A 26,979-nucleotide genomic window follows, 5' to 3' on the forward strand; every position below is an offset into this window, starting at 1 on the left:
CTACCGTCAAGCGTGGCACACTGCGCTGGCCTCACAACAACAAGAAGAGAGCCCCGTGAAGCCGATTCCCAACATCAACATCGGGCAGGTCTACGACCAGCGCTACAGCGACGCCGAGGTGCATTACGACAAGCTCGGCAACCTGGCGGGGTTTTTCGGGCGCAATATGGCGGTGCATCGCCATGACCGGTTTTTCCAGGTGCATTACGTCAAGAGTGGTGCAGTGCGGGTGTATCTGGATGACCGCCAGTACGTTGAATCGGGACCGATGTTTTTCCTCACGCCACCCACGGTGGCCCATGCTTTTGTCACCGAAGCCGATGCCGACGGGCATGTGTTGACGGTGCGCCAGCAGCTTGTATGGGGATTGATCGACGCCGACCCCAGCCTCGCCTCCGGCGCCGCATGTGTGGCCTTGACTGGCGACGCTGAGGGGTTGGAACAACTCTTCGAGGCGCTGTGCAGTGAGATCAACGCCGAACGGGCAGGGCGCGCCGCCGCCCTCGACAGCCTGACGCGGTTGATCATGATCCGGTTGCTGCGCCTGTGCGCCCACGCCCAGCCGGCACGCCCGACAGCCCACGAAGACCTGCGCATCTTCCATCGTTTCAACGAGCTGATCGAAGCCCACTACCTGGAACATTGGCCGTTGGCGCGTTATGCCGAGAGTATTGGCGTGACCCAGGCGCGGCTCAATGAAGTGTGCCGACGCATTGCCGACCTGCCGTCCAAGCGCCTGATCCTTGAACGGCTGATGCAAGAGGCCAAGCGCCTGCTGTTGTTTACCGGCAGTTCCGCGAATGAAATCTGCTACCAGCTGGGGTTCAAGGACCCTGCGTATTTCAGCCGGTTTTTTTTGCGCTATGCACAGATGACACCGGGGGAGTACCGGCTGCGGCAGTCGGGGTTGCGCTGATATCCCAGGCGCCACCCAGTGCGGTATACAAATTCACCTCGGCGACCAACTGCGCCAGCCGGTCCACAATCAGCGCCTGTTGCGCGCTGAACAGCGAACGCTGCGCATCGAGGAACGTCAGGTTGCTGTCCACGCCGCTGCGGTAACGGTGCTCGGCCAGGTCATAGTAGTTCTGGTTGGCGGCGACGAAATCCCGTTGCGCCGCCAGTTGGTCGTTGAAGGTCTGGCGTGCGGCGAGGCCGTCGGCAACTTCCTGGAAGGCGCCCTGGATGGATTTTTCGTACTGGGCCACCGTGATGTCCTTCTGCAGCCTGGCGTAATCGAGGCTGGCGCGCAGGCTGCCGGCGTTGAAGATCGGCAGGTTGATCTGCGGCTGAAAGGTCCAGCTACCCGAGCCGCCCTTGAACAGCCCCGACAGCTCCTTGCTGGTGCTGCCGGCGTTTGCCGTCAGGGTCACGGAAGGAAAGAACGCAGCACGGGCCGCACCGATATTGGCGTTGGCCGCCTGCAACTGGTATTCGGCCTGGAGGATATCCGGGCGGCGTTGCAGCAGGTCCGAGGGCAAGCCGGCGGGCACGCGGGCGACCAGATCGTCGGCCAATGGGCGCGCAGGAAGGTGTTCATCCACCGGGCCACCCACCAGCAGCGTGAGGTTGTTGAGGTCCTGGGCCACCTGGCGTTCATAGCGGGCTACGCTGGCGCGGGTACTTTCCACTGCTGTGCGCGCTTGCACTACGTCCAGCGCCGAGGCTTTGCCTGCGCTTTTACTGCGGCTGGTCAATTGCCAGCTGTGGTCGTTGGCGACCAGGGTTTGCTCGGCCAGGGCCAGCAGTTCCTGATCGGCGCGCCAGGTCAGGTAGGCATTGGCGACGTTGGCCACCAGGCTCAATTGCGTACTGCGCCGCGCTTGTTCGGTGCCCAGGTAAGTGAGCAGCGCCTGTTCGCTGAGGCTGCGCACGCGGCCGAACAGATCCAGTTCGTAAGCGCTCAGGCCCAAGGTGGCGGAGTAATTGGAGGTTATCGCTGACTTGCCGGTGCCGGTCACGCTTCCCGGCAGCTTCTGGCGCTTGCCGGCGCCTGTGGCAGAGATCGCCGGGAACAGATCCGCGCGCTGGATTCGGTACTGGGCCTGGAACGCTTGCACATTCAGGGCCGCCACTCGCAGGTCGCGGTTGTTGAGCAGTGCATCATTAATCAGCTGTTGCAGCGCCGGGTCGCGGAACAGCTGCTGCCAGTCCGGGTTTTGCGCCTGGGTGCCGGCCTGCGCCAGGCGGTATACGCCGTCTTGGGGGTACTGCGCAGGCGTCGGCGCGGCTGGTCGCTGGTACTCGGGAATCAGCGAGCAACCGCCGAGCATCCAGGCCATGCCGACGGTGCACAGTGCTCGTGTGCTCATCAGGCGCCCACCATCCATTTGGCCAGGCCATGCCGGCCGCTCACGCCCAGCTTGGCGGCGGCGCGCTTGAGGTAGGTCTCGATCGAGCTGTTTTTGACACTGAGTTTCTCCGCGATTTGCGGCACGGTACCGCCGGTCAGCAGGCCCAGGCACACCTCCTGTTCCCGCGCCGAAAGGGTGATGTCGCTCAAAGATAAACGTTTGTAGAACTCACGCTGCAACTGCGATTGTTCCAACAGGGTATGGGCCGGTTCAGTCTCGGCGTGCGGCGCCTGGCGCAGGCTCTGGGCGTGCCGTTCCATCAACGGCAACAGCGTGTCCGACAAGCACTTGAGAAACGACAACTCAGCCAGGGAGAACCCCTGCTGGGTCGGCGGGCGATAGAACGAAATCACACAGCGTCGATTGCCCTGGCGCGATACCAGGTTGCACTGGTGCGAAGTGCCGCGCGGATGCGCGCTGTTGGCCTTGGCGTTCATCTGGATCAGCAGCGGGTCTTGCATGTGCAGCATCTGCTGCAGCAACGGGTGGTCGTTCAGCGCATGCAAGGTCTGGGGCACCGACAAATCCTTTTTCACCCCGGCGCTGCCCAGTAACTTGATGTCCAGCACGCGGTCGCGCAGTTCATCCAGGGTCCATTCGCTGAGGTCCACCAGGTGAATCGGTACCCACTTGCCCACCAGCTGCAACATCGTGGCGGCGAAATGTTCGTCGCCGCTGTTTGAAATCAACTCGCCCATTTCGGCATAAAAATGCGGGCCGCAGGTGTCGCCAATACTTGGGGTCAGACTCATAGCCATCTCATCCTTGATGTCGAAAACCGTCAACGGTTGCCCAGGGCCTGTGCAGGGCACTCCGTACTGCTTGAACGTAACTCGGCGTTCGAGATTTTATTTAGCCATAGGGATTTGTCCTACGTATGTAGCGGAAACGAGGGACACAAGCTGCCATAAAAGCTGCGCCATTAATCCGACGTTTCTCGTGAATTAAGCCGGCTACGTACAGGTGTAAGTTATTTTTAGTTTTAGTTAAGTTATTGATGTAAATGATTAATTATTAAAATAAAGGGGTTATCCAGAGGCTCGGCATGGATGAGCTGTAGCCAATCTCCTACAACGCTTTAATCGTTTCAGCCATGAACCTTCGATCAAGGCCTATCCATGCGTTTGAATGTCCGGGTTTCGGGTGTCAGACACCCCTCGGCGGCCATGCTCCAATCCGGCAACTTCGGCGTAATGGGCCACCTCTGCGCGGCCAGTGCCTGACCCCCATGAGAAGGATCTTATGCAGTATTCCTCCAGCCAGCCGGCCCGCTTCCCCCTCACTGGCGCCCAACAAGACATTTGGCTCGACCAACTGCGCGTGGGCGATTCGCCGCTGTACAACATTGGCGGCTATCTGGATTTTGCCGGCACCGTCGAGCCCGAACGCATGCAGCATGCTGTCGCACTGCTGGTGGCCCGTCACGATGCACTACGCACCCAACTGCACACCGACGCCAATGGCCTGCCTGGGCAAACATTCGCCCCGCAGCTGAAGGTGGAAATGGCGCTGCATGATTTCTCCGCGCTGCCCGACCCATCCGCGGCAAGCCAAACCTTGATGCAGGCGCAAATGGCTCGGCCCTACGCCCTGAGCGGCGAGCCACTGTGCCGTTTTTTCCTGGTCAAACTTGATGATGATCACTACCGCCTCGGTACCCAGGCTCATCACCTGATCCTCGACGGCTGGGGCTTCGGCCAGATGCTGCAATCCCTCGCGCAGCTCTACAGCGCCCTGGAGCAGGGGCGCGCCACCGAGCCACTGGCGCCTTCCTACATCGACTTTATCGACACCGACCAACGCTACCTGCAATCGGCCCGCTACGCCCGCGACCGTGATTATTGGCTGGGCAAATACCAGGTGCTGCCCGAGCCGCTGCTCACCCCCAGGCACAACACCAAGACGTCGAGCAACACCTGGGTGCAAGGCTTTCCGGTGCAGTTGCAGAGCCGCATGGAGCAGGTTGCCAACCACTACCAGGCGTCGGCCTTTCATGTGTTGCTGGCGGCGATGTATGTGTATTTCACCCGCACCAGCCAACGGCAGGAATGGGGAGTGGGCCTGCCGATTCTCAACCGCTCCAACGCGCGTTTCCGCGCCACTGTGGGCCTCTTCACCCAGGTCAGCGCGGTACGTTTTGCGTTCAACGAGGGCGTGTCTTTCGGTGCTCTGGTACGGGGCATCCGTGATCAGCTCAAGCAGGATTTTCGTCATCAGCGCTTCCCGTTGAGTGAGATGAACCGCGAACTGGGCTTGCGCCGAACAGATCGCGGGCAACTCTTCGACGTGTCGGTATCGTTCGAGCAGGACGACCACGACCTGCGCTTCGGTCAGGTCCAGGCCCGCGCGATCAAAGTCTCCAATCACCATGAAGCGCTACCGCTCGCCATTCACTTGCGCAGCAACCGTTACCAGGACAATGCGTGGCTGCATTGCGTCTACAACGAGGCGTATTTCCAGGCGCACGATGTGCAGGCGTTGGCCCAGCGTTTCATCGGGCTGCTGGAGCAGGGGTTGGAGGACACTGCGCTGCCCATCGGCGAGTTTTGCATGCTGCTGCCCGAGGAGCAGGCCCGACTGCTGCACTGGAACGCCACCGCGCAGCCCAACGCTTCGCCGCAAACCCTGCACCAGCGCATTGAAGCCCAGGCCGCACGCACGCCCCACGCGATTGCGGCGGTGTTTCAGGACCGTTCACTGAGCTACACCCAACTCAACCGCCAGGCCAATGCACTCGCCCATCAACTAGTGGCGCTCGGCGTACAGCCCGATGACCGTGTCGCAATCCTGGCCCGGCGTGGCCTTGACACCCTGGCGGGGCTGTTGGCGATCCTCAAGGCCGGCGCCTGCTACGTGCCGCTTGACCCGGCCCATCCCGGCGAACGCCTGGAGTACCTGCTGCACGACAGCGCGCCCGCGGCCATCCTGACTCAGCGCGATTTACGCCAGCGTCTGCCCGTCTCGACGGTACCGGTGATCGCGCTGGAGCCTGGTAGCGCATCCATCGACAGTAACCCTCAGGTTGCCGTCACGCCGTCGAACCTGGCTTACGTGATTTACACCTCGGGTTCCACCGGGTTGCCCAAGGGTGTGATGGTCGAACATCACAGCGTGTCGAACCTGGTGGACTGGCATTGCCAAGCGTTCGACCTGCATGCGGGCAGCCACACTGCCAGCGTCGCCGGCTTCGGTTTTGATGCCATGGCCTGGGAAGTCTGGCCGGCGTTGTGCGTGGGGGCGACCTTGCACCTGCCACCGGCCCATGAAGGCGCGGAAGATATCGACGCGTTGCTCGGCTGGTGGCGCTCGCAACCATTGGATGTGTGTTTCCTGCCCACGCCTGTGGCCGAATATGCGTTCAGCCAGGGGCTGGGGCATCCTACCTTGCGCACCTTGCTGATCGGCGGCGACCGCCTGCGCACCTTCCCCCAGGCACAGACGTTCGCGGTGGTGAACAACTATGGCCCCACCGAAGCCACCGTTGTGGCGACCTCGGGGCGCGTTGAGGTGGGCCAGCCGTTGCATATCGGCGCGCCGGTCGCCAATGCCCGCGTCTACCTGCTGGACGCGCAGCAACGCCCGGTGCCGATTGGCGTGGCGGGGGAGTTGTATGTCGGCGGCAAGGGCGTGGCGCGGGGGTACCTGAACCGTGCCGAGTTGAGTGCCGAACGGTTTATCGACGACCCTTTCAGCGGCGGTCGCATGTACCGCACCGGCGACCTGGCGCGCTGGCTGCCAGACGGCAATCTCGACTACCTGGGGCGCAATGACGACCAGGTAAAAATCCGTGGCGTGCGCATCGAACTGGGGGAAATCGAGTCGGCCCTGGCCAGCCATCCGGCGCTTCAGGATGCAGTGGTGCAGTTTCGCGACGGGCAATTATGGGCGTGGTTTGTGCCACGTCAGCCTGTGGAAATCGAAGTGCTGCGCACTCACCTGCAAGCCTCGCTGCCGGACTACATGCTGCCGGCGGCTTACGTGTGCCTCGACGCGTTGCCCCTCACCACCAACGGCAAGCTCGACCGCCGAGCCTTGCCGTCACCGACCCAGGAAGCTTTTATCACCCGCCGCTTCGAAGCGCCCCAAGAGGGCGTGGAGACCACACTGGCGCAGATCTGGGCCGAGTTGCTGCACGTGCAGCCAGTGGGCCGCCATGACCATTTCTTCGAGCTGGGCGGGCATTCGCTGTTGGCGGTGCAACTGGTGCAGCGCATGCGCGAGGCCGGCCTGCGCGCCGATGTGCAAGTGCTGTTCGGCCAGCCCACCCTGGCGGCGCTGGCGGCGGCGTGCGTCGGTCACGAACAGGCGGTGCCGGCCAATCGAATCCCGGCCGGTTGCACCCATATCACCAAGGATTTGCTCGTTCTTGCCGAACTTGACCAAACCAGCCTTGACCGCATCGTCGCCAGCATCCCCGGTGGCGCCGCCAACGTGCAGGATATCTATCCGCTGGCGCCGTTGCAGGAAGGGTTGCTCTACCACCACCTCACCGACGCGCACGACCCGTACCAGCAACAGGCGCTGTTCAGCTTCGCGCGCCGCGAGCAGCTGGATGCCTTCGCCAGTGCCCTGCAACAGGTGATCGATCGCCACGATATTTTGCGCACCAGCCTGGTGTGGGATGCCCTCGAACAACCGATGCAGGTGGTGTGGCGCCAGGCGCAGCTGCGGGTTGAAGCGCTGCGCGAACCGGCGCAACCCCTGGACTTGCGCCACGCGCCGCTGATGGCCCTGGATTACGCCGAGGAGCCCCAGCACCAGCGCTGGGTCGCCAGGCTGCGCTTTCATCATCTGGTCAACGATGCCACGTCGACCACGCTGCTGGTGGACGAGATTCGTGCCCATCTGCTGGGTCAACAGGCGCAACTGCCTGTGCCCGTGCCTTATCGAAACATGGTCGCGCAGGCCCGCTCAACGGCTCGCCAGGCGGCGCACGAGGCGTTCTTTCGAGAGCGTCTGGCGGATGTCGATGAGCCGACCTTGGCGTTCGGCCTACAGAAGCGTCAGGCCCTGCGTGCCGAGACCGAAGAGGCGCAGCGCTCGCTCAGCGACGCGCTCAATCTGCGCCTGCGCAGCCAGGCACGAGCCCTGGGGGTCAGTGCCGCGAGCCTTTTCCACCTGGCCTGGGCTCAGGTGCTCAGCCGTGTCGCCGGCCGCGAAGATGTGGTGTTCGGTACCGTGCTGCTCGGCCGCTTGCAAGCCGGCGAGGGGGCCGAGCGGGCCTTGGGCATGTTTATCAACACCTTGCCGCTGCGCCTGCGCCTGGCCGGGCAAAACGTGGCGGATGCGCTGCACGACACTCACGCGCAACTGAGCGCTTTGCTCGCCCATGAACAGGCGTCCCTGGCGTTGGCCCAGCGTCGCAGCGGTGTGCCGGAACTGTTCAACAGTTTGCTCAACTATCGTCACACCTCGGCGGACCCTGGACTGAACCTTGTGCCGGGCATTGCCTTGCTTAGCAGTGAAGACATCCTCAGTTACCCGTTGATGCTCACGGTGGACGACACGGCCAGCGGCTTCCGGCTCAAGGTCATGGCCCCGGACACAGTGGGCGCTGAACCTGTCTTGAGCTACTTCGACACCGTGCTGAACGGCCTGCTGGACGCATTGGAAAGCACGCCGGATATGCCGCTGCGCGGTGTGCAGGTGCTGCCCGCGAGCCAGTTGCAAACTCTATTGGTGGACTTCAACGCAACCTCCACCGACTACCCACAAACGCTGACCGTGCAAGCGCTGTTTGAAGCCCATGCGCGGCGAAACCCCGATGCCATTGCGGTGCAGGCGGGTCAGCACGCATTGACCTACCGCCAACTCAACGAACGTGCCAACCAACTGGCTTTTCACTTGCGTGAGCACGGCGTACAACCGGACTCGCGGGTGGCGTTGTGCGTGGAGCGTGGGTTGGACTTGGTGGTGGGCTTATTGGGAATTCTCAAGGCGGGCGGCGCCTATGTGCCGCTCGACCCAGGTTACCCACGCGAGCGCCTGGCCTACATGCTCACAGACAGCCAGCCAGTGGCGCTGTTGGTACAAGCTGCCACTCGCGAAGGGGTGGGCGATGTCTCGATCCCGCTGATCGACTTCGACCACTGCACCTGGAATCAGGCGCCAATCGACAATCCAAGCGTGCCAGGCTTGAGCGTCGCCAATCTCGCCTACGTGATGTACACCTCGGGCTCCACCGGCACGCCCAAGGGTGTGATGATCGAGCACCGTGGCCTGGGCAACCTGTTGCATTGGGGCTCGCAACTGTGCCCGAACGCCGAAGGCGGCGCCTTGTTGCAGCGCGCGCCGTTCAGCTTCGATGGTTCTGTGTGGGAGCTGTTCTGGCCGTTGAGCAACGGCATGCGCCTGGTGTTGGCGCGGCCCGATGGGCACCGTGAACCGGCGTACCTGGCCCAGGTGATTCGTGAGCAGCAGATCAGGGTGATCCAGTTCGTGCCCGCCATGTTGCAGCAGTTTCTGGACCTGGACGAATCGGCCCTGTGCACCAGCCTCACTGATATAGTGTGCGGCGGCGGCGAACTCACCGCCGCCTTGGCCCGTGGCGTGCAGGCGCGCTTGCCCACGGTGCGCTTGCATAACGTGTACGGCCCCACCGAAGCCACGGTAGACAGCTGCGCCTGGACCCTCGAACCCGACGCGCCGGTGCCCGCCTTGCAACTGCCGATTGGCCGCGCCATCAACAACACCCGCCTGTATGTCCTGGACGCTCATGATGCGCCGGTGCCCATGGGTATCAGCGGCCAACTGCACATCGGCGGCGTCGGCGTTGCCCGTGGTTACCTGGGCTTGGAACAGCTGACCGCCGAACGTTTCATCGAAAGCCCCTTCGTGCCCGGCGACCGCCTGTATCGCACCGGCGACCTGGTGCGCTACCTGCCAGACGGCACTCTTGAATTCCTTGGGCGTAACGACTTCCAAGTCAAGCTGCGCGGTGTGCGCCTGGAGCTGGGAGAGATCGAAGCACACCTGGCCGCCCACCCGGCGCTGCACGAGGTGGCGGTATTGATTCGCGATGAGCGCCTGGTGGCCTACTTCACCTTGCGCGGCCAGGCGCCGAGCCTGCAAGCCTTGCGTGACCATGTGCTGGAGCACCTGCCGGAATACATGGTGCCGGCCGCCTTCGTGCAACTCGACGCACTGCCCCTCAACCCCGCCGGCAAACTCGACCGCAAGGCCCTGCCGGCGCCAGGGCTGGAGGCCGTGCTTAGCCGAGCCTACGAAGCGCCAGTGGGCGAGGTGGAAACCCTGATGGCCGGGATCTGGGCTGACGTGTTGAAACTCGAACGGGTAGGGCGCCATGACCACTTCTTTGAACTGGGCGGGCACTCCCTGTTGGCAGTGAACCTGGTAGCCCGCCTGCGCAAGGCCGGGATGGACGTGGACGCACGCACCTTGTTCAGCCAGCCCACGCTGGCACAACTGGCCGCGAAAACGGCGGCGCAGGCCCCGCGCGTGGAAGCTCCCCAAGCCGCCATCCCCCAACTCAACCGCCGTCGACGGATTTAGCTGACTTGTGGTGAGGGGAGCTTGCGGTGGAAGCGGCTTGCTCGCGAAAGCGGCCTGACAGCCGGCATTGATCCAACTGATGCCCTGCGAACCCATGTGGGAGCTGGCTTGCCTGCGATGGCATCGACTCGGTGCGCCTGAACTACCAAGGTATTTGCATCAATACCAATGTAGGAGCGCGCTTGCTCGCGAAAAACCTCAACGATAACGCGTGCCTCCTGAATAAACGCGGCGCCTGTGAGTTTTTCGCGAGCAAGCTCGCTCCTACAGAGAGCGATCTACCGTAGTCTTGGCTATCTCCAACAAGTGCCACACGGCCAGGTTCTTCGCCATGAAAAAACGCCTGCAAGTACAGTGCCTCAGCGTATCCCCGGAACAAACGCCACACTGCCTCCCTCACGCGCCTTGAACAACCGCTCCCCATTATCCGGTTGCGTCGTCACCACTTGATGATCCACCCCCAGGAACGCCAACGGCGCGGGCTCGTCCTTGGAATACTGCGCGACGATTATCGTGCGTTGCGGATCAAACCCCTGGCCGTTGGTTTTCTCCAGCCAGGCCATGAATGCGGCGCTGTCGCCCTGGCGCGGGAAGTCCTGGCTTTCGCTGACGTAGTAGAAAGGTTTGCCGTGGTTTTGCAGGTACATGGGCAGCTTGTTGTCGACCTCTACCAGCACCAGTTGCCATTGGTTCCAGGGTGCGCTTTTTTCTGCCTGGGCTTGCAGGTCGGCGGCGAAGCGGGTGACGCCGCCGTTGCCGTTGGTCCAGGGGTAGATCACGCCCAGCACCAGCAAGAGCAGGCCTGCGCTGAGGCCAAAGCCTGCTTGCCAGCGCGGCCAGCTCGAAGGTTTTTTGTGCAGGCGTTCACTCAGCCACCAGGCGGCGAGCAGTTGGGCGAAGGGCACCAGCGGCAACACGTAGTAGCTGCGGCGGCTGCCGCTGGCGGTGAAGAATACAAACAACAGGCCCAGGCCCCACACTAGCCAGCGTACGTTGGGCGGCGCCCTGCGCCAGTTGCGCACGGCCAGCCACAGGCCAAGTAACCAGCAGGGTGCCCAGGGCAGGGTGTAGACCGGCAAGTAGATCAGGTAGGTGTAGATCGGCCCCATATGGTCGAAGGGGTCGAAGAAGCGCACCACGTTTTCGCGGAACACCAGCTCCAGGCCGCTCTCGCCGTAAGTGGGGGCGCCGTAGCGGTGGGACAGTACAAAGGGAATCGCGTACACGATGCCTGCGATGAGCAGGGCCAGCACCAAGCGCAGGTTGAGGTGGCGTTTGTAGCGGTGTTCGCTGAGCAAGTGTGGCAACAGCACCAGGCCCGGCAGCACCACACCGATCAAACCCTTGAACAGTGAGGTGGCGGCCAGCAACAGAAAAAACACCGTGTAGCGCCCCAGCCGCGTGTCATCCGGCCCACGCCAATACCACCACACCGCTGCCAGTACGCCGCACACGGTGAGGACATCGGCGGTGGCCACGCGGGCCCAGAACAGGAAGTAGAAGGTGGTGGCGAGCATCCACCCGGCAATCAGCCCGGTGCCTTTTCGAAACAGGCGTTCACCGATCAGGTACACCAGCCAGATGCTCAACCACGCGGCAATCACCGATGACAGGCGCAGCGACCACGGGCCGAGGCCGCCGAGCAGATGGGCAAACCCGGTGATCAGCCAGTAGGAGGGCAGGGGTTTGTCGTAATACGGCGTGCCTTTGAGGTATGGGTCGAAATAGTCACCGCTTTGCAGCATCTGCAAGGCGATATTCGCCCAGCGCGTTTCCGGCCCCCACAGGTCGCGGCTGCCCAGGCCCAGCAAGAGCAGCAAGGCCGAGGTACCCAGCAGTAACACCAGGGCGCCGCGTTCGGTTTTCCAGAAACTCATGGGATGTTCCCCGTGGCAGGCGCTGCATTCAAGGTTGTTGGGAGTAAATCGTCAGTACCAGGTTGCCCTTGCGATAGCGTTTGCCGCCGGGCGGCAACTGCCCTTCTTCACGGTGTTCGCTGGTGCTCTTGACCTGCATCAGCACGCCGACCGACCCGTGTTGGCGGGCCTCGGCCAACCAGGCCTGGACACTGTCCGGCGTGACCTTGCGCTGTGCCGCGTCTTCGTAGTTCAAGCCATAGCGCAGCTCTCCCTGGGTGTTATAAAACGCCACATCGGGCCGGCGCAGGCGCCAGGTCAAGGCCGATGCCAGGCCCAGGTCATTGCTCAGCAAAGCACGGGTAGGTTGCAGTTCGTCCAGATGTTCCAGCACGAACTGGTCGGGCATCTCGTTATCTTCGATCAGAGCCGGCATGCCCGCCGGTAGCAATGCCACCAGCAAACCAATGCCCAGGGCAGGCATCGCCCACAACGTCAGCGGGCGCACCGCTTGCAACAGGTTGGCGAGGATCCAGCCCAGCAGCACGATAAACGTCAGGGACAGGTTGAACATCTCCGCATGGCTATTGCTGTACAGCGGGCGGGTGATTTGCAGGTAGATCAGCACCACCATGGCCGTCATGCCAAGCACGAAATTGAGCGCGCCGTTGATGACTAGCGTGCGCGCCTTGCCTTGCTTGATCAGGTCGATCAGACCGTGGCCCATTAACAAGGCCAGGGGCAACAGGCACGGCATGATGTAGGTCGGCAATTTGCCTTTGCTCAGGCTGAAAAAGCCCAGGGGAAGCAGCAGCCACAGGGCGAGAAAGGCAATCGCCGGCTGGCGCTTTTCCTGCCAGGTTTTTAGCAGGGTGCCGGGTAGCAAGGCAGCCCACGGCAGGCATGCCACCACCATGATTGGCAGGAAGAACCACAGCGGCCGAGCATGCTGTGCGTTGTCGGCGGCAAAGCGGCGGATATGCTCATGCCAGAAAAAGAAATGCCAGTAATCCGGTTCGCGCAGGTGGATCGCCAGGGCCCATGGCAGGCACACCAGCACGGCAACCAGCACCGCCAGCGGCCCGTAGCGCATCAACTCACCGACGCGCCGCTGCCAGACCAGATAGGGCACGGCGATCAACACCGGCAACAGCCAGGCCAGGAACCCTTTGGTCATGAACCCCATGGCGCAGGCCACGCCCAACACCGCCCAGGCACCCAGGCGTTCCCATGGCGTGCGGCAGTCCAGGGCAAACCACAACGCCACTAGGCTCAGGTTCACCCACAGGGTGAATTGCGGGTCGAGGTTGGCATACCCGGCTTGCCCGGCCACCAGGCCAAAACTCAGGTAGAGCAGGGCGCAGGCAAAGCTCTTGCGCGGCTCGTTCCACACGCGACGGGCGAGCAGGTAGGCCAGCACCACACTCAAGCCCGTGCTCATCACTGAGGCGATACGCACGCCGAAGAGGTTTTCACCGAACACCGCCTGGCCAAGGGCGATCAGCCAATAGCCGGCGGCGGGCTTCTCGAAATAACGCACGCCCATGAAGTGCGGCGCCACCCAGTTACCGCTCATCAGCATTTCCTGGCTGACCTGGGCGTAGCGGGTTTCGTCCGGCGTCCATAAACCGTGAAAGCCCAGGGGCAACAGGAAGAACACGGCAACGCCCAGCAATAGCCAGGACACAGGGTTTATGCGGGGCATGCGCACATCGCTCCATAACGTTCAAGTACGGGCAATGGCGGTATTAACTTAATAGGGCGAAGCATCGTAAGGGTCACTAAGTTGTTGTTGGAGAGCATAACTAACAGGCGCGGCTAAACATGCCAGAGTGGGGCTGTCGTTTTGCTGAACGTCTCAAGGCTTAATATGTAAACAAGTGTAATTAAAGTTTTTTAAGTGCGGCGGTCCACTCTTCGCTGTTCATGGTGCCCAGGGCCTTGAAGGTGCCGTTGGGCAGCACCTTGACGAACAGTGCGCTGCCGTACTCTGCAGCGGCTGCGTGAGGGAAGCCGAGGCTGGTCTGGAAGTCGCTCATGCAGGCGCTGTGGGTGATCAGCATCAGGTTGCGTCCCGGCTGTTTGTGGCCGAGGATTTCACCGCCCATGGCGTCGCCGCAGATGGCCAGCGGGCCGGGGGACAGCTCGGTCTTGCCGAACATGAACAGTGACGTCTGGGCGGTTCGCGTGGTGGGGCTGCTGAGCACGTCGGTCAGAGCCATGCCCAATGAATCAAAGGCTTTGCCCAGTTCAACGGCGCGTTCAGTGCCGTTGATGGTCAGGCCATCGGCAGGGCCGAAGCAGGGGTTGGCCGAGCGGTCGCAGCGCTCCTCATGGCGCACCAGCACCACCAGCTCACCCTCACGCCAACTGGCGAGCACCCCGGAGGTCACCAGGCGATTGCCCACGCCCAGGTCCAGGGGCGAGCTGGGCCAGAATAAAAAACCCGTCAACAACAAGGCGGTAACGCTGATGCCAAGCAGGTGCAGGCGGTATTTTCTCAGGCGTTTTAACCTTGACCTTTTGGGTTGGGGATTGGCCAGGATCATGTCTGCCACGCGGTTCATCCTCGGCACTGTTTATTGTGTTTATAAAAAGGCTGCACGATTGGGCAGTTGCCCTTGGTGAGGCAGGAGACTGTCACAGCACCGCTGTCTTTTTGCTGAACACTTGCATGTTAAGAGTGTCACTTGGATTAACTAATAAGTTGTGAGTCACCACGAGTTGGCGGGCACTTTAAAGTTCGGTGGATGGGCAGACGGTGAAATCCATGTGAAAAATTTGCGTAGGCACGAGCGTCAGCCGTTATTCTCATTGCTGGTCCTTCAGATGAGCGTTCTTATGTTGCAGGTGCAAGGTGTTGTTAAAAACTACGCGACCCCGCAAGGCCCGCTGACTGTTCTGGCTGGCGTCGACCTGCACCTGGGTGAACGCAGCAGCCTGGCGCTGATGGGCGAATCGGGCAGTGGCAAAAGCACCTTGCTGCACCTGGTGGCTGGGTTGGACCGAGTGGACGCCGGCAGCATCCGCATCGGCGAGCAGCGCCTTGACCAACTCAACGAAGGGCAACTGGCCCATTGGCGCCGCACGCAAATCGGCCTGGTCTTCCAGCAGTTCAACCTGATCGGCAGCTTGCGCGTGGAAGACAACCTGGCGTTCCAGGCGCGGCTGGCAGGGCGTTTCGACCCGCACTGGCAAGCGCAATTGGTGGAGCGCCTGGGGCTGGGCGACTTGCTCCGGCGTTACCCCGAGCAACTCTCCGGTGGCCAGCAGCAACGGGTTGCCGTCGGGCGGGCGCTGGCCTCGCGGCCGGGTTTGTTGCTGGCTGACGAACCCACCGGCAACCTCGACGAAGCCACCAGCGATGAAGTGCTGCAACTGCTGTTGGACCTGCTGCGGGACAGCCCCACCAGCCTGCTGATGGTCACCCACAGCCCGCGCCTGGCCGCACGGCTTGACCGGCAAGTGGTGCTGCACCGTGGGCGTGTCGTGCCGATGGACGCTCGCTGAGATGGCGCTGTTTTACTGGACGCTGCGCGCGTTGCTGAGCCACTGGCGGCGTCATCCGGTGCAATTTTTCAGCGTGCTCACCGGCCTGTGGCTGGCCACCGCGCTACTGACCGGCGTGCAGGCCCTCAACAGCCAGGCGCGGGACAGCTACGCACGTGCCAGCCAATTGATCGGTGGCGAACCCCAAGCCAGCCTGGTTGCGCCGGACGCCGCCAGTTTCCCCCAGGCACTGTTTGCCGAGCTGCGCCGCGCCGGCTGGCCGGTATCCCCGGTGGTGCAGGGGCGGGTGGTGCTCCAGGGGCGTGAGCAGCAGCGTCTGCAACTGATGGGCATCGACCCGGTGTCGTTACCCGGCAGCGGCAGCGTGGCGGGGCAACGCTTGAGCCAGGCGCAGATGCTGGCGTTTTTCGAGCCGCCGGGGCGTACCTGGGTCGCTGCGCAAACGTTAGAGGCGCTGGGGCTGCAGGCGGGCGAGCAGCCGCTGACGTCCACCGGGCAACGCCTGCCACCGTTGCAGGTACAGGCCGATATGGCGCCCGGCCTGCTGCTGACCGATATCGGCTTTGCCCAACCCCTGCTCAACATGCCTGGACGCCTGTCGCGCCTACTGTTGGACAACACCTTCGCCGCCCACCACCCCACGCCGCCCGCCGCGTTGCAACTCAAGCAGGGCGAGGACAGCAACCTGTCACGCCTCACCGAAAGCTTTCACCTGAACCTGGATGCGGTGGGTTTTTTATCCTTTGTGGTGGGGCTGTTTATCGTGCATGCGGCCATCGGCCTGGCCCTGGAACAGCGCCGTGGCCTGCTGCGAACCTTGCGCGCTTGTGGAGTCAGCGCACGCATGCTGATCCTGAGCCTGGGCGTCGAATTGGGCGCTTTGGCGGTGTTGAGCGGTGTGCTCGGTATCGCCAGCGGCTACCTGCTGGCCAGCCTGTTACTGCCGGATGTCGCCGCCAGTTTGCGCGGCCTGTACGGCGCCGAAGTCGCCGGCCAATTGAACTTGAGCCCCTGGTGGTGGCTGGCCGGCCTTGGCGTGAGCCTGCTCGGCGCATTGCTCGCTGGAGCCAGCAGCCTGTGGCGCGCAGCGCGTTTGCCGTTACTGGCGCTGGCCAACGCCCAAGCCTGGCATCAAGCCCATGGGCGCTGGCTGCGGCGCCAGGGGTGGGTGGCGTCCGCGGCCCTGGCGATCGCGTTGTTGGCGCTGTGGCTGGGCGATAGCCTGGCCGCCGGGTTTGTGCTGATGGCGGCCTTGCTGTTGGGCGCGGCGTTGGCATTACCGGTGCTGCTCAACGGGTTATTGAAAGCCGTGCTGGGGCGTAGTCGCTCGGTACTGGGCCAGTGGTTCCTGGCCGATTGCCGCCAGCAACTGCCGGCCTTGAGCCTGGCGCTGATGGCGTTGCTGTTGGCCCTGGCGGCGAATATCGGCGCCGGCTCCATGACCTCGGGCTTTCGCCAGACCTTCACCCATTGGCTGGAGCAACGCCTCACCGCCGAGCTGTACCTCAACCCGCAAAATCCGCAGCAGGCCGAGCAACTGAAGACGTGGTTGACCCGTCAGCCCCTGGTGCAGGCCGTATTGCCCGCCTGGCAGGTGGCGGTGCAACTGCAAGGCTGGCCCGCCGAGGTGTTCGGCGTGGTCGACAACCCCACTTATCGTCAACACTGGCCGTTGCTGGAGGCGGTGGACGCGCCCTGGGACCGCTTGCTGCAAGACGACAGCCTGATGCTCAGCGAACAACTGGCGCGACGCCTGAAGGTGCAACTGGGCGACACGGTTTCCATCCCCACGCCGCAGGGCACCTGGGCGCCGAAGATCGTCGGCATCTACGCCGACTACGGCAACCCCAAGGGCCATCTGCTGGTCAATGCCCGGCACCTGTTGGCGCATTGGCCGACGCTCTCACCGGCACGCTTCAACCTGCGGGTAGCGCCCGCCGACGTGCCGTCGCTGATCCGTGAAGTGCAGCGTGAGTTTGCCATGGAAGACAGCCGCATTGTCGACCAACAGCAACTCAAGGGGTGGTCCAGCCAGGTCTTCGAACGCACCTTCGCTGCCACTGCCGCGTTGAACAGCCTGACCCTTGGCGTCGCCGGCGTGGCGTTGTTCATCAGCCTGCTGACCCAGAGCCAAAGCCGACTCGGCCAACTCGCGCCGTTGTGGGCGCTGGGCGTGACGCGCCGACAATTGATGCTGCTCAACCTCGGCCAGACCTGGCTGCTGGCGGTACTCACGTTGATCCTGGCGTTGCCGCTGGGGCTGTTGCTGGCGTGGTGCCTGGATGCGGTGATCAACGTGCAGGCCTTCGGCTGGCGCCTGCCGCTGCAGGTATTCCCCGGGCAGCTTGCGCAATTGCTGGGGCTGGCGATGCTTGCCACCTTGCTCGCGTCGGCCTGGCCCTTATGGCAGTTGTACCGCAGCCGTCCGGCGGATTTGTTGAGGACGTTCGCCCATGAAGATTAAGGCATTGGCGTGCATCGCCTGGTTACTGCTGAGCGGCTGCGACCAGGCGCCCGCACCCGAGGACAGTTTCGCCGGGCTGGGCAGCGATGCGGCGGACTTTGCCCAGGTGGTGCCCGGCAAAGTCTTCAGTTTCCCCGAGGACCACGGGCCCCACGACGGCTTTCGCATCGAATGGTGGTACGTCACGGCCAACCTCAAGGATGCCCAGGGCAATGTCTTCGGCGTGCAATGGACGCTGTTTCGCAACGCATTGAAGGCCGGCCCCGTCCAACCGGGCTGGCGCGATTCAACCGTGTGGCTCGGCCACGCCGCCGTCACCTCCGCCACCCGCCACTACGCCGCCGAACGCCTGGCCCGGGGTGGCGTGGGGCAAGCCGGGGCCCAGGCAGAGCCGTTCAACGCCTGGATCGACGACTGGAACTTCGCCACCCGCCCCGGCGCCGCCAGCCCCCTGGCTGACATGCAACTCAAGGCCAGTGGCGCGCAATTTGCCTACGACCTGCACCTGACTTCCAGCCGCCCGCTGGTGCTGCAAGGCGACCATGGCTACAGCCGCAAATCCGACCAGGGCCAGGCGTCGTACTACTACAGCCAGCCGTTTTTCACCGCCAGCGGCAGCGTCAACCTCGACGGCCACACCTACCAGGTCAGCGGCCCAGCCTGGCTCGACCGCGAATGGAGCAGCCAACCCCTTGCCGCCAGCCAGACCGGCTGGGACTGGTTCTCCCTGCATCTGGACCGCGGCGCGCAGCTGATGCTGTTTCGCGTGCGGCAGAAAGACAGCGATGGTTACCTCACCGGCACCTGGATCGACGCCCAGGGCCACACCGAGACCTTGCACAACAGCGATATCCAACTCACACCGCTGACCACCACGGCCATCGACGGGCGCAGTATTCCCACACGCTGGTCGCTGAAAATTCCCGGCAAACAGCTGGATATCACCACCGAGGCCGTCAACCCGAAGGCGTGGATGGACCTGGGTATTCCGTACTGGGAAGGGCCGGTGCGGTTTGAGGGTGGGGTGGGGTATTTGGAGATGACTGGGTATTAGGGGCGCTTTCTGTAGGCGTTCATCTTTTGCTGTGTAGGCAACTTCCCAAACGTACTTTTTGACCCCCGCCTGCTTGTGTCCGGGTTGTAGGTGCTTGCTTATATTTCGATGCCTTTCTCGGTATCGGAATCCAGGACATGGCGTACGGTTACATCAATCAACAGGCTTCACCTTACCCGTTTTTGAAATCACGGCTATGGCGCGGAGGCTTGTTACAGGGCCCAGATCATTTTGATGTGCTGAATAAACACCTGAGCCAAGGAATGGTGAGGCCGGGTGAGTTGGTGATCGTTCCCGAAATGTCCAGTGCCCATTGCTCAATCGAAGAAGCCTGGTTGATGCGCCACGCTGAAGAGATTAGTCGCCAACTGGACCAGAATGTGCCGCTCGATAGAGCAGGAAATACAAATTACGACTTGGCGCAGAGCATTCTGGGGTATGGGTCGATAGGCATCGGCAGTGCGACGTCGGCTTGGAGCCGGCACCTGCAGGCGGTTGCACAGACTTTGGAGGAAATCGAGCAGTTGCATCGGCAATTGAAGGACGGTGGTTTGGACAAAGAGTCGTTTATACGACAGCGTCAAAGGATGTTTGGCGTTTTGGATATGCAACTGCAAGGGGCTGCGCGATTTGGTTCTGGATTGCGTGGCAATCAACCGCTTAAGGAGGCGCTTGGGATCTCGACCAAAAGCTATCTGCATCAAGGCGAAATTGTGGGGTATGCGCAGCGGGTTCAGACGATTACGCAGATGTCGAAATGGTTAAAGCAAGGAACATATCTGGGGTTGGCGTTGGATGTGGGCGTGGCGGGTTTGGAAATCAAGGAGGCGTGTGTGGTGGGAAGGGAGGCGCAGTGTCGGCGGGCGAAGTATGTGGAGACGGGGAGGTTGCTGGGTGGAGTATTTGGGGCTGCTGTTTTGGGCAAGCGTGGCGCAACTATTTCTCGCAGTGCATGCCGGATTGCATTGGGTGTTTCACTGAAAGGCAACGGTGAACTGGCTTGTGGAATTATCGGAGGGGCTGTGGGTGGGGCGGCGGGAGGCGCTTTTTTTGGTGAGTTTGGTGGGTTTTTGGGGGGAAGAATATTGGCAGTCGACGGCGATCTGATATTCCAACCCGAGGGCACATAACGATGTCCCTCTTTCTTGTATATAGCATTGTGATGTTCGCTTGGGTATTTGTCGTCTTCGTACTGATAGTGTTTGCTGAATACGCAAAGCTGGATGAACTGGAAAGTTACTTCAGTGAGAACGAGAAGGTTCTTAGACATAAGCGTTTCAGGGAAGGATATGATCCGATCGATAGATATCATCGAATGAGCCTGATGATCGACATCCTGTCAGGGCCGAAAGCTTTTCTGAAGGCAGGCCTTGTGACCGAAGCCGAGCTGGCGTCTGTCCCCTTGACGCTTAAGCGCTGGGCCTTGTGGCCGTATCGCCTCGCGGATGTTTGTATCATCGAAATGATTGTGTGGGAGGTATGGCGCAGATGGTGCGATATCCCAATTCCATAGAACTAGGCCTCACTCGCGAAAACACCTCTTGAATTGGCAATTGGTAGACGTGTGCGAACCAGCAGGCGGTCATTACGGGGCGCTATAGATCAAGAGTGATTCGATTTTCCCACCTGGGGCATGACAATGTCGTTTTTTCTCGCTTACACCCTGGTGATGTTGGTTGGAGCGTTCGTCATTTTGGGATTAATGCTCTTTGTCGAACGAACAAAACTCGAGGCGTTGGAAGGTTACTTCATTGAAAACGTGCAGGTGCGTAAATATCAGCAACGCTGGGGACGAAACCAGCGGTTCGTCAGGTTTCATCGCATGTGTCTAATGATTGATATCCTCCGCGCGCCAGAACGCTCCGTGAAAGAAGGTTACATGACCGAGGCAGAGCTAGCCGTCATTCCGCCAGCGCTCAAGCGTTGGGCTGTATGGCCCTATCGGCTCGCGATAATGTGGGCGATCAGTTGGGGCTATTGGTGCACCTGGCTTTAGAGGTGCTCTCGCTTCTTGAGCCTGAATTCCAGGCTCACATTTTTTAGAAAAAGTGCTGTACATGCATACAGTCTTATCCTACAGTCCATCCCAGGTGACCGGATGTCGCCGGTTACCTGAGCTTCAATTTTTTAACTATGGATGGATAAAAAATGAAATCGAAAAAAGCCTTCATTATGGGCGCGGCCATGGCGGCCTCTTGCTTCGTTTCGGCCTTTGCCCTGGCCGAGCAATACCCTCATCTGGCGGCGCAAACGCCTCAAGTCAGCGTCAAGCAAGCTTTGAAAGATGCTTCGAAAATCCAAGCCAACAAGGCACCCGCTACGCTCAAACAGCGACTGCAATCGAGCGCTCACCTGAAGAAGCCCGTGTTCGCTGCCAAGTCCAAGGCGGACTCGGTGGTGGAAGACATCATTGCGCCCGCTGCGGTAGGCAAAGTGCAAAAGGCCACTGGCAAGCAAGCGTCTGCCGCGCAAGCGGCTTTGGTCCAGGGTTGTGAAGTCACGCTGGACGTGAACGCGCTCTACACAATTGAGGGCGTGCAGGCCGGCGCTTTGCTGTGCTATCACTTCAATTTGCCGCAGAAGGCCAGGATCAACGCCTTGCTGGTCAATCAGACGGTGGGTACCGACATGTCATTGTCACTGTTCCAGGACGATGGTCAGGGCAACCCGCTTCCCATGGGCACCTCCAATAACCCGGGCAATGGCGACGAAAGCCTAAGCGGTGTGGTGCCGGCCGGTGATTATTACTGGTTCATGGAGGCCAATGCGGCGGTCGACGGGTCGAGCTTCCAGTTCGGTGTGGCGGTCGACACCAATATCGACGCCTACGAGCCCAACGACACGCCGGACACGGCCTTCCAGCTGCCGGACACGCTGAACTACCTCAGCGGTAATGCCGACAGCCTCGACGATGTTGATTACTTCGATTTCACCGCTGTGCGTGGCCAGAGTGTGGGTATTGCGTTGGTGGCCGATGCCGCTAGCGGTAGTACCCGTGGCAAATGGATCCTTGAGCGTTTCGATGGCAGCCAGTGGGTCACCGTGGGCGCCAATGTGATCTCGACGTCGATCCCAAGCCCAGGCGTAGGCGGTGTGGTGAAGGTGCGCGTGCGGCCCAACCAGCACCCGAATGAGCCTTGGAGTGCGACGGGTAAATACACGCTGTCCTTTGGTTCCAACCCACGTGTTAACAACCCGGATATGAAAGGCGAGGCGAATGTGTTGCGTATCCCGTATTCCGCTTCCAACGTGGGTTACGGCTATATGACCACCCAAGCCTACCGGGATCTGACCTGGACCATGGGCCTGTCGGACAGCACCGGTGCGCCCCTGGTGGGGTTGCACCCGATTGTCTACCTCGACCAGCACGTCAACCCGGACACCGGAAATATCGTCTACAAGGCTTACTCGGCGGCTACCGACAGCTCGGGCCAAGCCGGCGGCACGATCAACGTGGGTACCTGCTTCGGTGATTTCCAGACTGAGTTTGTCGATTACTCCCAAGGTTACAACAATACCTGGCGTACCGACTTCAACTATGGGGTTTGGCGCATGGAGGTACTGGAGTACCCGGGCATTGGTGTCGGCGGTGAGAACACCCAGTTCGTGAGCTTTGGCCATTTGTGCAAACAAACCTTGCTCAGCAGTACCAAGAGCTAAGCCAGTGACGGCTTAGCGCAAAGGGCATACAGGCAAAGCACCTGTATGCCCTTTTTGCGTCAAGGCGTAACGCCATTGCTGCATTTTTCCGCCGGATGCTTATGACGACCGCTGGTTATCGTGGCTGACCGGCTCGCAATACAAAGTGCCAAACAGATAGTCCATCAACGGCAGCACGATGTTGAAGTTACGCCCCTGCATCAGCTCGCGACGGTGGTGCAAGGCATGCAGGCGGTGCATCTGGCGAATCCATGGCAGGTGTGCCACCGGGTGTTCGGCAGGCAGGTGTTCGCAGGCATGGAACACTTCGTAGAGCAGGTAGCCAAGGATCATGCAGCCTGCAAACAACCCGGCAACGTTGGTGCTCAGTTGGCTGAGCAGCCACCAGGCGGGAAGGGTGATGGCCAGGCTGTGCAGCATGATCAGCCAGGCTGGAAACAGGATGACGCGCCAGTCCCGAGGGCTGTCGTAGGTCATGTGGCCGGGGGTGAAGAAGCTGTGGTGATCGCCGGTGTGGCGTGCGTAAAACAGCCGGGCGAATGCATGTTTGTGATGGCCCAGGTGGCGGTGCACGAGGTAGATGCACAGGTTGAAGAACAGCAGGGTCAGGGGCACGGTCAGCCACTGCAGGGCGGTGATATCGGCGGTGGAGGACCAGGCCAGCGTGATGCAGGCGATGCCGTAGCCAAGCACGAATGCGGCGTGCAGCCAGGGGTTGTAACGCGGGTTGACGCTTGCGCGGTAACGGTCGCGGAAAGTCTCGGTCGGGTGGGGCATGGCCGGCTGCTCGCTGTGTTTTTATTTGAGGCTGAGCTTAGTTGGCGTAAGCGGATGTGCGAGTTTTTACTGACCACCTCATCCCCCCTGTAGGAGCGAGCTTGCTCGCGAAAAATGTCAACGATAACGCGGGCTTCTGAATAAACGCGGCGCCTGTGAGTTTTTCGCGAGCAAGCTCGCTCCTACAACCGGAGGGCAAGCCAGCTCCCACGTTTTTGCCCGAGACCGACCAGTGGAGGCTTGCACAGGTCTGAATTACTTGTTAGTTTCTGGCAAAATGTTAACGATAACATTTGCTCTAAAAATAAAAACAAAACAGAGACCCACGCCATGAAAATGCTCCCAAAAACCCTGTGTTTACTGGCTGCCAGCATCACCCTGGGCAGCGCGACCCCCGCGTTTGCCGACGCCGCCAAGCCCATCCGCATCGGCGCCTCGTTCCAGGAAATCAACAACCCCTATTTCGTCACCATGAAAAACGCCCTGGAAGAAGCCGGCGCGACCATCGGTGCCAAGTTGATCATCACCGACGCCCGCCACGACGTGTCCAAGCAGGTCAGTGATGTCGAAGACATGCTGCAAAAGGGCATCGACATCCTGCTGATCAACCCCACTGATTCCGTCGGTGTGCAATCGGCTGTCAAGTCGGCCCATGCTGCCGGTGTCGTAGTGGTGGCGGTGGATGCCCAGGCAGATGGCCCGTTGGATTCATTCGTGGGGTCGAAGAACTTCGACGCCGGTTTCCAGGCCTGTGAGTACCTGGCTAAAACCATCGGTGACAAAGGCAATATCGCTATCCTTGACGGCATCGCCGTGGTGCCGATCCTCGAACGTGTGCGCGGCTGCAAGGAGGCGGTGGCCAAGCACCCGGACATCAAGATCGTCAGCATCCAGAACGGCAAACAGGAACGCGATCAGGCCCTCACCGTCACCGAAAACATGTTGCAGGCCCAGCCTACCCTCAAGGGCATTTTCAGCGTGAATGACAATGGCTCCCTCGGCGCGCTGTCGGCCATCGAAGCCAGCGGCATGGACGTGAAGCTTGTCAGCGTCGACGGTGCGCCGGAAGCGATCAAGGCGATCCAGAAACCCGGCAGCCATTTCATCGCCACCTCGGCCCAATACCCCCGCGATCAGATCCGCCTGGCCCTGGGCATTGCCCTGGCCAAGAAGTGGGGCGCCCAAGTACCGGCCAGCGTGCCGGTGGACATCACCTTGATCGACCAGGCCAAGGCCAAGGACTTCAGCTGGTAACCCCCCCCAGGCCCCGCGTTGTTCGTGGGGCCCAGGTCTTCCTTCTGAGTGCGAGGTCGGCGGTATGAGCAGTCTTCTGAAGCTGGAAAACATCTGTAAGCGTTACCCGGGGGTGCAGGCCCTCAAGGCCATCAACCTGCAAGTGGAGCGCGGCGAAATCCACGCCTTGCTCGGGGAAAATGGCGCGGGCAAATCCACCCTGATGAAGATTCTGGGCGGTGTCGAGCATCAGGACGAAGGGCAGATCCTTATCGACGGGCAGGCCCGAAAATTTGCGACCTATCGGGATGCGATTGCCGCCGGGATTGGCATTGTGTTCCAGGAATTCAGCCTGATTCCCTACCTCACGGCGGTAGAAAACATCTTCCTCGGCCATGAGCTGAGCAACCGCTTCGGCCTGTTGCGCAAGCGCGAAATGGCCGAGGCGGCGCATGCGTTGTTCGAGCGCCTCGGGGTCAGCATCGATCTGCACTGCGCGGTCAAGCACCTGAGCGTGGCCGAGCAGCAGTTTGTCGAAATCGCCAAGGCACTGGCTTTGGACGCACGCCTGCTGGTGCTCGATGAGCCAACCGCGACGCTGACCCCCAGTGAGGCCGAGTTGCTGTTTGGCATCATGCGCGAACTCAAGCGCCAGGGCGTGGCGGTGATTTTTATCTCGCACCACCTGGAAGAGATTTTCCAGGTCTGCGACCGCATCAGCGTGCTTCGCGACGGCGGCAATGCGGGCGTCACCGAGGTGGCCGACAGCGACATCGACCGCCTGGTCGAGATGATGGTCGGCCGCCGCCTGGAGTGCAGTTTTCCGCCTAAACCCACTACCGCACGCGGCCCGTTGCTGCTGGAGGTCAAGGATATCCAGCTGGTGCGCAACGGTCCCCACAACCGTTTCAATTTGCATAAAGGCGAGATCCTGGGCTTCGCCGGCCTGGTGGGCTCGGGCCGCACCGAGCTGGCCCTGGGCATGATGGGCGCGCTGCCCACGGTGAGCAAAGACGTGTGGCTGCGCGGAGAAAAAGTCAGCCTCGATGACCCGGCCCAAGCCCTGGCCTGCGGCATCGGCCTGCTCCCCGAAAGCCGCAAGAGCGAAGGGCTGATCACCGCCTTCAGCATTCGCGAAAATATCTCGCTGAACAATTTGCCCAAGTATCAGAACGCCTCGGGCTTGATCGACAAGGCCAAGGAATGCGCCAGCGTCGACGCGCTGATGCGCCAGCTGTCAATCAAGGCACCCAGTGGCGAAAGCCTTGTGGTGAACCTCAGCGGCGGCAACCAGCAAAAAGTCGTGATCGCCCGCTGGATCAACCACCACTGCGACGTGCTGGTGTTCGACGAACCCACACGCGGTATCGACGTGGGTGCCAAGGCGCAGATCTACGCGTTGATGCGCAGCCTCACCGAACAGGGCTACGCGATCATCATGATTTCCTCCGAGCTGCCCGAAGTCATCGGCATGTGCGACCGCGTCGCCGTGTTCCACAAGGGCGCCATCGTCAAGGTACTGGAAGCGTCCGCCGTCAATCCTCAAGAGGTCATGCGCCATGCAACAGGGGGCTCAAGTGAATACGTCCATTAACACCGCCGGCACCGGCCGCTTGCGCCTGAACCTGGCGCGGCTGCTGCGTTCGCCGGCGTTTTATCCCTTTGTCGGGCTGGTGGTGGTGACCCTGGTGATGATCCTCGCCAGTGACACCTTCCTCACTGCCAGCAATCTCTCCAACATCGCCCGCCAGGTGTCGATCAACGCGATCATAGCGGTGGGCATGACCTGCGTGATTCTCACCGGTGGCATCGACTTGTCGGTGGGGCCGGTGATGGCGTTGTCCGGCACCTTGACCGCCGGGCTGATGGTCGCCGGGTTGCCGCCGGGCCTGGCGATTGGCGTCGGGCTGCTGGTGGGCGTGGCCTTCGGCATCGGCAACGGGCTGTTCGTGGCGTACCTGCATATGCCGCCGATCATCGTCACCCTGGCGACCATGGGCATCGCCCGCGGGTTCGGGCTGATGTACACCGACGGCTACCCGATTTCCGGCTTGCCAGAGTGGTTCGCGTTCTTCGGTCGCGCCAGTGTGTTTGGCCTGCAGGTGCCGATCCTGATCATGCTGATCACCTACCTGGCGGCCTATGTGCTGCTGCAACACACCCGCATCGGCCGCTACATCTACGCCATCGGCGGCAATGAAGAAGCGGTGCGCTTGTCCGGGGTGCGAGCGGCGCGTTTCAAGCTGCTGGTGTATGGCATCAGCGGCTTCACCGCCGCGATTGCCGGGCTGGTGCTCACTTCGCGCTTGATGAGCGGCCAGCCGAATGCCGGCGTGTCGTTCGAGCTGGATGCGATTGCCGCCGTGGTACTGGGTGGTGCGTCGATTGCCGGCGGCCGCGGAGTGATCATCGGCACCTTGCTCGGCGCCATGCTGCTGGGCGTGTTGAACAACGGTTTGAACATGCTTGGCGTGTCGCCCTACGTCCAGAGCGTGATCAAGGGCGGGATCATCTTGCTGGCGATTTTCATCAGCCGTCAGCGCCATCGTTAATACCTCA

General features: G+C 61.5%; 18 protein-coding genes. 12 read left to right on the forward strand and 6 right to left on the reverse strand.

All coding sequences use genetic code 11. The features are described from left to right. The first annotated feature begins 55 nt into the window (after positions 1–55). Entirely contained in the window at positions 56–916 is an 861-nt protein-coding gene (gene hpaA, locus HU730_RS22590; protein ID WP_054917478.1) for a 4-hydroxyphenylacetate catabolism regulatory protein HpaA, read from the forward strand. On the opposite strand, the gene adeC is transcribed toward hpaA, so the two are convergent. Continuing rightward, on the reverse strand, positions 843–2,312 hold the full coding sequence (adeC, locus tag HU730_RS22595; protein ID WP_054917482.1) for an AdeC/AdeK/OprM family multidrug efflux complex outer membrane factor: 1,470 nt from the start codon (positions 2,310–2,312) through the stop codon (positions 843–845). The genes hpaA and adeC overlap by 74 nt on opposite strands. Beyond that, positions 2,312–3,106: a helix-turn-helix transcriptional regulator gene (locus HU730_RS22600; RefSeq protein ID WP_034128181.1), complete on the reverse strand. Its 795-nt coding sequence runs from the start codon at positions 3,104–3,106 to the stop codon at positions 2,312–2,314. The genes adeC and HU730_RS22600 overlap by 1 nt, the downstream gene beginning before the upstream one ends. Positions 3,107–3,596: 490 nt before the next feature. Here HU730_RS22600 and HU730_RS22605 point away from each other — a divergent pair, with 490 nt between their 5' ends. After that, the gene (locus HU730_RS22605) at positions 3,597–9,866 is read left to right on the forward strand and encodes a non-ribosomal peptide synthetase (protein ID WP_186527060.1); all 6,270 of its coding nucleotides are present in this window, start codon (positions 3,597–3,599) and stop codon (positions 9,864–9,866) included. Positions 9,867–10,225: 359 nt separating this feature from the next. On the opposite strand, the gene HU730_RS22610 is transcribed toward HU730_RS22605, so the two are convergent. From HU730_RS22610 to HU730_RS22620, 3 genes are all read right to left on the reverse strand, one after another. Beyond that, positions 10,226–11,743, reverse strand: a complete 1,518-nt coding sequence (locus HU730_RS22610; RefSeq protein WP_186527059.1) for a glycosyltransferase family 39 protein — start codon at positions 11,741–11,743, stop codon at positions 10,226–10,228. A 28-nt stretch (positions 11,744–11,771) separates the two neighbouring features. After that, complete coding sequence (arnT, locus tag HU730_RS22615) at positions 11,772–13,427, reverse strand: lipid IV(A) 4-amino-4-deoxy-L-arabinosyltransferase (protein ID WP_127880768.1); 1,656 nt, start codon at positions 13,425–13,427, stop codon at positions 11,772–11,774. A gap of 181 nt (positions 13,428–13,608) precedes the next feature. Further along, positions 13,609–14,289, reverse strand: a complete 681-nt coding sequence (locus HU730_RS22620; protein WP_089042201.1) for a histidine phosphatase family protein — start codon at positions 14,287–14,289, stop codon at positions 13,609–13,611. Between the two features lie 274 nt (positions 14,290–14,563). On the opposite strand from HU730_RS22620, the gene HU730_RS22625 reads away from it, so the two are divergent. The 7 genes from HU730_RS22625 to HU730_RS22655 all read left to right on the forward strand — a co-directional run bounded on the left by HU730_RS22625 (position 14,564) and on the right by HU730_RS22655 (position 22,410). Then, the gene (locus HU730_RS22625) at positions 14,564–15,232 is read left to right on the forward strand and encodes an ABC transporter ATP-binding protein (RefSeq protein WP_020301318.1); all 669 of its coding nucleotides are present in this window, start codon (positions 14,564–14,566) and stop codon (positions 15,230–15,232) included. 1 nt (position 15,233) lies between these two features. Continuing rightward, positions 15,234–17,696, forward strand: coding sequence for an FtsX-like permease family protein (locus tag HU730_RS22630; protein ID WP_186527058.1), 2,463 nt, complete (start codon positions 15,234–15,236; stop codon positions 17,694–17,696). Further along, positions 17,686–18,750 carry a lipocalin-like domain-containing protein gene (locus HU730_RS22635; RefSeq protein WP_034128175.1) on the forward strand — a complete coding sequence of 355 codons (1,065 nt, stop codon included), beginning with the start codon at positions 17,686–17,688 and terminating at the stop codon, positions 18,748–18,750. Before HU730_RS22630 ends, HU730_RS22635 begins: the two co-directional genes overlap by 11 nt. Positions 18,751–18,887: 137 nt before the next feature. Next, complete coding sequence (locus HU730_RS22640) at positions 18,888–19,880, forward strand: hypothetical protein (RefSeq protein WP_169922049.1); 993 nt, start codon at positions 18,888–18,890, stop codon at positions 19,878–19,880. Positions 19,881–19,882: 2 nt separating this feature from the next. After that, positions 19,883–20,263, forward strand: coding sequence for a hypothetical protein (locus tag HU730_RS22645; RefSeq protein ID WP_034128173.1), 381 nt, complete (start codon positions 19,883–19,885; stop codon positions 20,261–20,263). A 126-nt stretch (positions 20,264–20,389) separates the two neighbouring features. Continuing rightward, complete coding sequence (locus HU730_RS22650) at positions 20,390–20,746, forward strand: hypothetical protein (protein WP_034128276.1); 357 nt, start codon at positions 20,390–20,392, stop codon at positions 20,744–20,746. Positions 20,747–20,898: 152 nt separating this feature from the next. Next, positions 20,899–22,410 carry a hypothetical protein gene (locus HU730_RS22655; protein ID WP_034128172.1) on the forward strand — a complete coding sequence of 504 codons (1,512 nt, stop codon included), beginning with the start codon at positions 20,899–20,901 and terminating at the stop codon, positions 22,408–22,410. Positions 22,411–22,509: 99 nt separating this feature from the next. On the opposite strand, the gene HU730_RS22660 is transcribed toward HU730_RS22655, so the two are convergent. Continuing rightward, positions 22,510–23,187 (reverse strand): sterol desaturase family protein, encoded by a 678-nt coding sequence (locus tag HU730_RS22660; protein WP_034128171.1) that lies wholly within the window; start codon positions 23,185–23,187, stop codon positions 22,510–22,512. Positions 23,188–23,517: 330 nt separating this feature from the next. Between HU730_RS22660 and HU730_RS22665 the strand changes: the two genes are divergently transcribed. From HU730_RS22665 to HU730_RS22675, 3 genes are all read left to right on the forward strand, one after another. After that, a complete protein-coding gene (locus tag HU730_RS22665; protein ID WP_014719049.1) occupies positions 23,518–24,441 on the forward strand; it encodes a substrate-binding domain-containing protein in 924 nt (307 codons plus the stop codon). 64 nt (positions 24,442–24,505) lie between these two features. Continuing rightward, a complete protein-coding gene (locus HU730_RS22670) occupies positions 24,506–26,014 on the forward strand; it encodes a sugar ABC transporter ATP-binding protein (protein ID WP_034128170.1) in 1,509 nt (502 codons plus the stop codon). Further along, on the forward strand, positions 25,980–26,972 hold the full coding sequence (locus HU730_RS22675) for a sugar ABC transporter permease (RefSeq protein ID WP_014719047.1): 993 nt from the start codon (positions 25,980–25,982) through the stop codon (positions 26,970–26,972). Before HU730_RS22670 ends, HU730_RS22675 begins: the two co-directional genes overlap by 35 nt. Positions 26,973–26,979: the final 7 nt, after the last annotated feature.

It is taken from the genome of Pseudomonas sp. SWRI22 (assembly GCF_014268395.2).
Classification (GTDB): Bacteria; Pseudomonadota; Gammaproteobacteria; order Pseudomonadales; family Pseudomonadaceae; genus Aquipseudomonas; species Aquipseudomonas paracarnis.